Source organism: Candidatus Binataceae bacterium (assembly GCA_036495685.1).
GTDB lineage: Bacteria > Desulfobacterota > Binatia > Binatales > Binataceae > JAFAHS01.
Genome location: DASXMJ010000094.1, coordinates 42,909 through 51,508, shown reverse-complemented (window position 1 = coordinate 51,508; position 8,600 = coordinate 42,909). Strand labels below are relative to the sequence as shown.

The 8,600-nt window shown below is 60.8% G+C and carries 7 protein-coding genes; 6 read left to right on the top strand and 1 reads right to left on the bottom strand.

The genetic code is table 11. The features are described 5' to 3' along the window. Positions 1-360: 360 nt before the first annotated feature. A complete protein-coding gene (locus tag VGI36_10190) occupies positions 361-2,331 on the bottom strand; it encodes a hypothetical protein (protein ID HEY2485509.1) in 1,971 nt (656 codons plus the stop codon). Positions 2,332-2,598: 267 nt separating this feature from the next. Here VGI36_10190 and VGI36_10185 point away from each other — a divergent pair, with 267 nt between their 5' ends. The 6 genes from VGI36_10185 (at position 2,599) to VGI36_10160 (ending at position 8,591) form a co-directional block, all read left to right on the top strand. Continuing rightward, a complete protein-coding gene (locus VGI36_10185) occupies positions 2,599-6,000 on the top strand; it encodes a carboxyl transferase domain-containing protein (GenBank protein ID HEY2485508.1) in 3,402 nt (1,133 codons plus the stop codon). 125 nt (positions 6,001-6,125) lie between these two features. After that, entirely contained in the window at positions 6,126-6,365 is a 240-nt protein-coding gene (locus tag VGI36_10180) for a hypothetical protein (GenBank protein ID HEY2485507.1), read from the top strand. 18 nt (positions 6,366-6,383) lie between these two features. After that, positions 6,384-6,701, top strand: coding sequence for a hypothetical protein (locus VGI36_10175; protein ID HEY2485506.1), 318 nt, complete (start codon positions 6,384-6,386; stop codon positions 6,699-6,701). 90 nt (positions 6,702-6,791) lie between these two features. Further along, positions 6,792-7,199, top strand: a complete 408-nt coding sequence (locus VGI36_10170; protein ID HEY2485505.1) for a PaaI family thioesterase — start codon at positions 6,792-6,794, stop codon at positions 7,197-7,199. Positions 7,200-7,216: 17 nt separating this feature from the next. After that, a complete protein-coding gene (locus VGI36_10165; protein HEY2485504.1) occupies positions 7,217-7,591 on the top strand; it encodes a DUF1272 domain-containing protein in 375 nt (124 codons plus the stop codon). 178 nt (positions 7,592-7,769) lie between these two features. Beyond that, a complete protein-coding gene (locus tag VGI36_10160) occupies positions 7,770-8,591 on the top strand; it encodes an isocitrate lyase/phosphoenolpyruvate mutase family protein (GenBank protein HEY2485503.1) in 822 nt (273 codons plus the stop codon). Positions 8,592-8,600 lie beyond the last annotated feature (9 nt).

Here is an 8,600-nt window from a genome sequence, read left to right as displayed (position 1 = left end):
TGCGCAAGCCCCATAGCTGGAACTGTAAGTCCCACCAACACCTTCATTTTGTGAGTTTCCCGAGATTTCATTGAAGCGAGTGATAGGCTTCGAACCGGCACCCCCGTTTGGCAACCCTAAGCGGCCGGTTCTCACTGTGTGCTGCTCGCTGTAAGCGAAGTCGCGGGAGTCCGCACACGGACTCGCGCGTTGCGCACGGCCCTGCCAACTGTTCGAGCGGTTGACGTTTGCTTTAGCCGACAAGGTGCTCTTGGCTGACCCCCCGTTTCTCGCCGACCTAGGTCTTACGATTAGCCGCGCCCGCGGCTACTTTATGACGATTCGCAGCGGCGAGGTTGAGTCGCACCCCCACCGACCTGCTTAATGACAGGCATCCGCCGCACTACCCCAGCCGCTAAAGCCAGCATTGTAAACTCGTATATCGCGCCTGACGTCGTTATCGATCGCGATGAAGGGAATCGGGTCACCATTGGCGATCGGCGCTGCGCTCATGGCGATCGGCGGGTCAGTGCGTAGCGTCTTGAAGTAGTGGTATTTCAAAATCAGCCGCCCCGGGTCCGCGGCTTTGATCCGAATGCAATCCTGATCCGCACTAACGGAACCTGCCTTTCCTGACATCAGAAATGTGTGGCTGCCGGCGACCCCGTAGAGCATATATGGGTCGCTTCTTTGCAGCGGTACCAGCCCATCAACTCGATCGAGGTATTCCTTTGCCTCGGCCGACCAGGCGATCAGGGAGCCTACATTGTAAGTTTCGAGTTCGGCGCGAAACTGAGCCGGGCTCAAGCTGGACAGCGGCTTGCCAAACGCGACTCCGTTGCCCAGGTCGGTAAAGCTGAACGCGGTAAAACCTTCGCTGGGCGACGCACCGATGAGTTCCCGATTGCTCTCGATTGCCCACAGCATGCCGATATCGCTGTTGAAATAGGGTGCCACAACCCCGCCATTCTCATCGACAGTCCATCCCGACTCCATCACCATTCGCGAATCATGCTCGGACGTCTCCATCCATTGCCAGATTTCTTGGGCCTGATCCGGAAGCGTGGTGGTTATAGGTCCATGCGCCGCTGTCTCGAGCCACAGCGACGCGACGGAGACTAGCGCGAAGAACACTACCACCACGATTGCCAATGATTTGCTCAGCTGGCGCATCGGGGTCCGAAGTTGTCCGAGCCAGTGCCACCCGTCGCGGATACCATAGGCGGCCAGGGGTGCCGCGAACGAGAAAAAAGGCACTTCGAATCGTCCCGGCTCCAGGTTCGCGAGGGCTCCTAGCTCCGATCCAAAGTAAGCAAGCACGCCAAAACTCAGAATCGCAGCGAGCCACAGACTAAGGAAACGCTTGCGCAACGGCGCGCGCACTCCGCCGTACGTTGCGGCGGCGGCGACTGCTATGGGTGGAAACGGCAAGCGCCAGCGAAAAAACGCCGCCAGGCTACCCCTCACTGTTCCTGAGGTTCTCCACCAATGGGCGAAATGAACGCCGAGATCCCAGGTCATCAGGAGCGGCCATAGCCAGCCAAGCGAAATCGCGAGTGCCGCCGCCAGCGTGGCGGCCAGTGACAACAGACGCTTACGGGTTCGGCATTCCGCAAGGCACCCAATCGAGGCCGGAATCAGCAGAAGCGCGGTCAGGGGATGGAGATAGGTGAGCAGCCCGCCACTTATCGCGACCGCCGCGCGATGCGCCGGACCCCTCTCAAGCGAATGGTAGAGCAGCGCGCTCCACGCCGCACACAGGAAAGCGGCCGCGAAGAACGCGAACATTCCGGCCCGAAGCATCATCAGTCCCGGGTAATTGAATGTTCCAAATACACCGAGCGCCGCCGAGATCGTCGCGATGCTCCAATCGAAGCCGAGCCAGATCGCCGTCGAAGCGGCCGCAGCGGGAACGCATACCAATATTCCGACCACGAACATTTTGTAGAGGACAGCAGCCCGGCCTACCCATCGGACCGTTGAAAGACCGCTACACAACCAAAACCACAGCGCGACTGCGTCGCCTATTGGCTCGGTTCGCGTCCCGGCCGGATAGCCCGCCATCAAGAAGGGGCTGTAGCTCCACAGCCTGAGGTGCCGCGCCATCGCCCTGGAGCTCAACAAGCTGCGCGCAAAATGGAGTGCGTAGCTGTTGGTGAAAAATGGATGCCGGTCGGTCCAGGAATCGATCGGAAAATAGCGGGTCAGCCCGCAGAGCTGGATCACGCTGAGCGCCGTAATCATGGCGATCGCGACCGCGCGGGATGCAAGGTCGCGCCGTAAGAATGCCGCACCCGCCGCCGATGGCGAGTTTACGGTTGGAGGCCAGGCAGCGTTTGTGTCCGAAGGCATCGGCGGCGGTTCAAGCTACCCTCTAACTCGTGGTCGGGGAAAGAAAGGGTACCACCAATGGGTCCCCAGACAGCGCGATCTTCCTGCGCTGGCTGGGCTCGAGGGGGTCTGGTTGAGTCGCACTTCCAGCCGCTCTCCTATTCGGCGTGGGGTTGGGAGCCCCTCACTGCACTTCCACAATGCCACAAGACTTTGCTTTTATCTGATAGATCAGGTGAAGACATTTGCCGTTCGATGCGTTCGCTAAGGGGAGAGTAAGCCTAATTCATGCTTTCGAAGAACCTGCTGGTCGCCAATCGTGGCGAAATTGCGATTCGTGTCATGCGCGCCGCAGCAGAACTGGGCATTTCCACTGTCGCGGTTTTTTCAGAGGATGATGCTCAATCACTGCACACGCGAAAGGCCGATGATGCGCGCGCGCTGCGGGGCAAAGGTGCCGCGGCTTACCTTGATATCGAGCAGCTAATCGCGGTCGCTCAGGCCGCCAAATGCGACGCGATCCATCCTGGCTACGGATTTCTGAGCGAGAATGGCGCCTTCGCACGTCGATGCTCCGAAGCCGGAATCACTTTCATCGGTCCGCGCCCCGAAGTCCTCGACCTGTTCGGTGACAAAGTCCGGGCGCGCACCCTCGCCGACCACGCGGGCATTCCGCTGCTGCGCGGTACCGCGGGCGCGACAACCCTCAGCGAGGCCAAGACCTTTTTCGGGTCACTCGGCCCGGACGCGTCCATCATGATCAAGGCGGTTGCCGGTGGCGGGGGCCGCGGCATCCGCGCGGTTCATCGCGCCGAAGATATCGACGAGGCTTTCAAACGCTGCCAGTCCGAGGCACGCGCGGCATTCGGCATTGGAGATGTCTACGTCGAGCAGCTGATGCCGCGTGCGCGCCATATCGAGGTTCAGATTCTGGGTGACAACGCCGGTCACGTGAGCCACCTCTGGGAGCGCGAATGCAGCGTGCAGCGTCAGAACCAGAAGATCGTCGAAATCGCGCCAAGCCCGAGCCTCGCTCCCATGCTGCGCGATGAAATCATCTCTGCCGCGCTGAAGCTTGCCAAGGAAGGTCACTACAACAATCTTGGTACCTTCGAGTTTCTGATCGATGCGACCGTCGACGGCGGTGGATCCTTCGCCTTCATCGAAGCCAATGCGCGCCTGCAGGTAGAACACACGGTAACCGAGCAAGTCACGGGCGTCGACCTTGTGCAATCGCAGTTTCAGCTTGCGGCCGGAAAATCTCTAGCGCAGCTTGGCCTGGAGCAGAAAAACGTCCCCAAGCCGCGCGGATTTGCAATTCAGACGCGCATCAACATGGAATCGATGCGACCCGACGGGACCGCCAAGCCCTCCGGCGGAACGCTCACTGCATTCGAGCCGCCTTCGGGTCCCGGCCTTCGCGTCGATACCTTCGCCTATGTCGGCTACACGACCAATTCGAACTTCGATTCTTTGCTCGCGAAGCTGATCGCCCATTCGCCATCGCCCGATTTTTCCGACGTGGTGAAGCGAGCCTATCGTGCACTCTGCGAGTTTAAGGTCGAAGGGGTATCCACCAGCCTGGGCTTCCTGCAGAGCTTGCTCAGTCATCCGGATTTTGCGGCGAACCGTCTGTACACACGGTTCATCGACGATCACATCGCGCAACTGAACGGCACGTCGGGTTCTGTTCATCGCCGCCTATTCTTCGAACGCGGCGCCGCTCCGCGGCTCGCGGGTGCCAGAATCGATACCCGCGATCCGCTCGCCGTGCTCCATCACGGTAAGTCGGGCGAAACCGCCGTAGTCGGGCAGGATGCTCCGCTCGCCGCCGCTCCCCGCAACGACATCGCGGTCCCGGCGGGGATGGTCGCGATCTCGGCACCGATGCAGGGGACCATCGTTTCCATCGATGTCATGGAGGGCGATCTCGTGCACAGGGAGCAGCAGCTGTTCGTCATGGAAGCGATGAAGATGGAGCATGTGATTCGAGCTGAGGTCAGTGGTGCGGTGCGCCAGATTTTGGTCGCGGTCGGCGATGCCATCTTCGAAGGTCACCCGCTCGCACTCATCGAGGAAGCGGAGGTTCAGGTCTCCGCGGCGGCAGAGCAGAAGCAAATCGACCTCGATCACATCCGTGCCGACTTGTCAGAAGTGCACGAGCGGCATCTCCTCGGCATGGATGAGTCGCGGCCCGACGCGGTCGCGCGCCGGCGCAAGACCGACCAGCGCACCGCTCGCGAGAACGTCACCGACCTGTGCGACTCCGGAACCTTCGTCGAATATGGCCCAATCGTTATCGCGGCCCAACGCCGGCGCCGAACCGTCGAGGACCTGGTCAAGAACACGCCCGCTGACGGGATGCTCGCGGGCATCGGACGTATCAATGGGGACCTGTTCGAAGACTCGCGCGCGCAATGCATCGTGATGTCCTACGACTATACGGTGCTCGCGGGAACTCAGGGTCAGCAGAACCATCGCAAGAAAGATCGAATGTTCGAAATCGCGATGAAATCGCGGCTCCCGGTGGTCTTCTTCACAGAAGGCGGGGGCGGCCGCCCCGGCGATACCGATGGCGTCGGGGTGGCCGGGCTCGACTGCATGGCGTTTGCTTATTGGGGCAAGCTCAGTGGACTGGTCCCTATGGTCGGCATCAACTCCGGCAGATGTTTCGCGGGAAATGCGGCGATCCTCGGATGCTGCGACGTGGTGATCGCAACGCGCAATTCCAATATCGGGATGGGCGGTCCCGCGATGATCGAGGGCGGAGGGCTCGGCATCTTCCGTCCCGAGGAAGTCGGTCCCGTCGAGGTGCAGGTCCGGAACGGGGTCATCGACCTTCCGGTCGAGAACGAGCGCGAAGCGGTTCAGGTCGCGCGCAAGTATCTCTCTTATTTCCAAGGATCGATCGAGGGCTGGAGCTGCGCCGATCAAAGACTGCTCCGCGGACTCATTCCGGAGAATCGCCTTCGCATCTACGACGTCCGCAAAGTGATCGAGACGCTGGCCGACACCGGCTCGGTTCTCGAGGTCCGGCGTCACTTCGGGCACGGGATGGTCACCGCGCTGGTCAGAATCGAGGGACGGCCGCTCGGCGTAATCGCGAACAACCCCACCTATCTCGCCGGCGCGATCGAAAGCAACGGCGCCGACAAGGCGGCGCGCTTCATGCAGCTCTGCGATGCCTACGACATCCCGATTCTGTTCCTGTGCGACACGCCCGGAATCATGGTCGGACCGGAAATCGAAAAAACCGGTTTGGTGCGCCACGCCTCGCGAATGTTCGTTGTCGGTGCGAGCCTGACGGTCCCGTTTTTCACCATCGTGCTGCGCAAGGGTTACGGACTCGGCGCCCAGGCCATGGCGGGCGGCAGCTTCAAGGCGCCCTTGTTCACGGTCGCGTGGCCGACCGGAGAATTCGGCGGTATGGGGCTCGAGGGCGCGGTCAAACTCGGTTATCGCAAGGAACTCGCCGCGGTCGAGGATCCCGACCAGCGCAAGGCGCTGTTCGACGAGATGGTCGATCGGATGTACAAGCACGGTAAGGCGGTCAACACTGCCTCGACCTTCGAAATCGATGACGTCATCGATCCGCTCGAGTCGCGCAAGTGGATCATGACGGCTCTGCAATCAGCGCCGCCGCCCCCACCCCGCAGCGGTAAAAAGCGACCCTGCATCGACACCTGGTAAGCTTGCGGCGGGAGCCTTTCGACCAGATTCTCTCCCAACGGCAGGAGGGAGCTAAGGTTAACGGTCCACTCATCCTGCGCATCGGTGTATCAATTGGAAAGGCAGACTTCAGGGTGGTTGAAATCATGCGAATCAAAGGAATCGATCCTGAGCTCGCACCGGACAGTGTAAGAGCGGCCTTCCAGAAAAGCATCGAGTTGTTTGGCCGAGTCATCACGCCCAATCTGGTGATGGCGCATCGTCCGGAGATTTTTCTGGCCTCAGGTCGGCTGAATCAGGCGGTTGCCGCATCCACCGTGGTGGACGGCCGCCTCAAGACGCTCGCTTTCGTGCGCACCGCGCAGATGATCGGATGTCCTTTCTGAGTCGACATTAACTCTGCCGTGGGCAGAGACGCGGGCATCACCGACCAGCAGCTCGAAGCGCTCGCTGATTTCGAGACGAGTCTGAGCTTCGATCGGCGGGAAAAAGCGCTGTTGCGCTATGCCGAGGGAATGACCCGTACGCCTGCGGAGGTTTCCGATGAGGTGTTCGCCGAGGTCCGCGCGCAGTTCAGCGATGAGCAGGTGGTCGAATTGACTCAGGCAATCGCGCTCGAGAATTTCCGCGCGCGCTTCAATTGCGCACTGAAGATCGAGAGCGACGGCCTCTGCACCCTGCCGCCCGATCATCCGGTGCGAAAGGCGCTTAAGAGCGGCTGAACCGGATACTAATGATTACCTCGCACGTAAGAGAGCCGGTTGCCGCCAATGCTTCACCTTTGTCAGGCTATGTAAACTGGAGCTTATGCGATGGATGAGTTGACCAGTATCCAGAACAATCCGCTGCCCTTCTCTGAACTACTCGGCGTCAAGTTCCTTGGCGCGTCACCCGAGCGGGTGACCGCGGAATTGCTGGTGCGCAAGGAGTTGTGCACCAACCCCGAGGTGTTGCATGGCGGCGCACTCATGGCGCTGGCGGACACGCTCGGCGCGTACGCGACTCTCGTCAATCTGAAAGACGGGCAGGGCACCACTACCATCGAGTCCAAAACCAATTTTCTCGCTCCTGCTCCGGTGGGAACCACCGTGAGAGCGGAATGCGCCGCGATTCATCGCGGTCGGCGCACCATGGTGTGGCAGACGCGGGTCACTGCTGCGGATGGACGCCTGCTTGCGATTGTCACGCAGACACAGATGGTGCTCGAAGCAAGATCGTAGCGAAAGGGGAACGACCATTGGGCAAACTCGACACCTCGCCGGAACAGGTCATGGCGTCACTGTTCGCGGGCCTCTCTCGCCACGAGCAAATGGCCCTGCTCGGCCGGCTGGAATCGACCGGTGCCGGACTCTATCGTGCGTGGGCTGCCCACGAGCAGAACTTCAAAGCTCGCGAAGCTCTCCTCAAGGCCGCCACCCGCGAGGAAGAGAATGGCGGACTACTGCGCCTGATGACCACCGCAAAAGAAAGCTGCGAGAAGTGTGGCAAACCTCTACCGGTCCGCTCAGACGCGCACGTCTGCTCGTTCCAGTGCACTTTCTGCCCAGACTGCGCGAGCGCCATGAATCAAACCTGTCCAAACTGCGGTGGCGTTCTCGCCCCCGCCTCCTAGCCCAGATGACCCCCGGTGTTTACGGTACGAGCGGCCGAACCAGGCGAGCCGCTGAGCCGAATTTCTTGGCAGAGCGTCCTCTAGGCATTTAAGAATCTTCCCGTTCTCACATCCGCGTTTCACCGGGGTTCTCATCGATTGACCATGACCACCGAATTAAGGAACCAGGAGCCGAACCATGAACCAATCCCAAATCGCAAAAGCCCAAGCATTCCAGCAACTTCATCATGCGAGCAAAATTCTCGTTCTCCTCAATTGCTGGGACGCTGCCAGTGCCCGAGTCTTCGAACTCGCAGGCGCCCCCGCCGTTGCCACCACCAGCTCCGGACTCGCCGCCGCAAACGGCTACCCCGATGGCCAGCACATCACGCGCGACCGTCTCTTCGATGCAGTCCGTCGCGTCACGCGCGTGGTCAACGTTCCGCTCACCGTTGACCTCGAAACCGGCTATGGAAGCACCGCGGCCGACGTCTGTGAAACCGTGCGCGCCGTCGTCGACGCGGGCGCGATCGGCATGAACATCGAGGACGCGACGGAGCCGCCGGTTGTCCTCGCTGACAAAATCAAGGGTGTCCGCGAGTTGGCGAATAGAATCGGCCTCCGATTTTTTGTCAATGCCCGCACCGATGTGTATCTGCGCCGCCTGGGCGCAGAAGACGGCCGTTTCGATGAAACCATCCGCCGCATCAAAACCTACGCCACCGCGGGCGCGGACGGTGCTTTTGTCCCTGGAGTGACGGACTCGGCAACCATCAGGCGCATAGCAAAGGAGTCTCCCTTGCCGCTGAACGTGATGCTCGCCCCTGGTCTGCCTCCCGCGCCAGAGCTCCAGGGTCTCGGAGTCGCGCGCCTCAGCATCGGTGGCGCCGCTGCATTTGCCGCCCTGTCATTAGCAAGGAAAATCGCCCAGGAGCTCCTTACCACCGGCACCTACGATGCGTTCACCTCAAACCCTCCGATCCCGCATCCCGAGGTAATGAAAATGTTCAGCGCCCAATGAGCTTCTTTC

Bases quoted from the DNA above. Each gene is read 5' to 3' on its own strand.
- VGI36_10190 (HEY2485509.1), bottom strand. From the start codon at position 2,331: ATGCCTTCGGACACAAACGCTGCCTGGCCTCCAACCGTAAACTCGCCA.
- VGI36_10185 (HEY2485508.1), top strand. From the start codon at position 2,599: ATGCTTTCGAAGAACCTGCTGGTCGCCAATCGTGGCGAAATTGCGATT.
- VGI36_10180 (HEY2485507.1), top strand. From the start codon at position 6,126: ATGCGAATCAAAGGAATCGATCCTGAGCTCGCACCGGACAGTGTAAGA.
- VGI36_10170 (HEY2485505.1), top strand. From the start codon at position 6,792: ATGGATGAGTTGACCAGTATCCAGAACAATCCGCTGCCCTTCTCTGAA.
- VGI36_10160 (HEY2485503.1), top strand. From the start codon at position 7,770: ATGAACCAATCCCAAATCGCAAAAGCCCAAGCATTCCAGCAACTTCAT.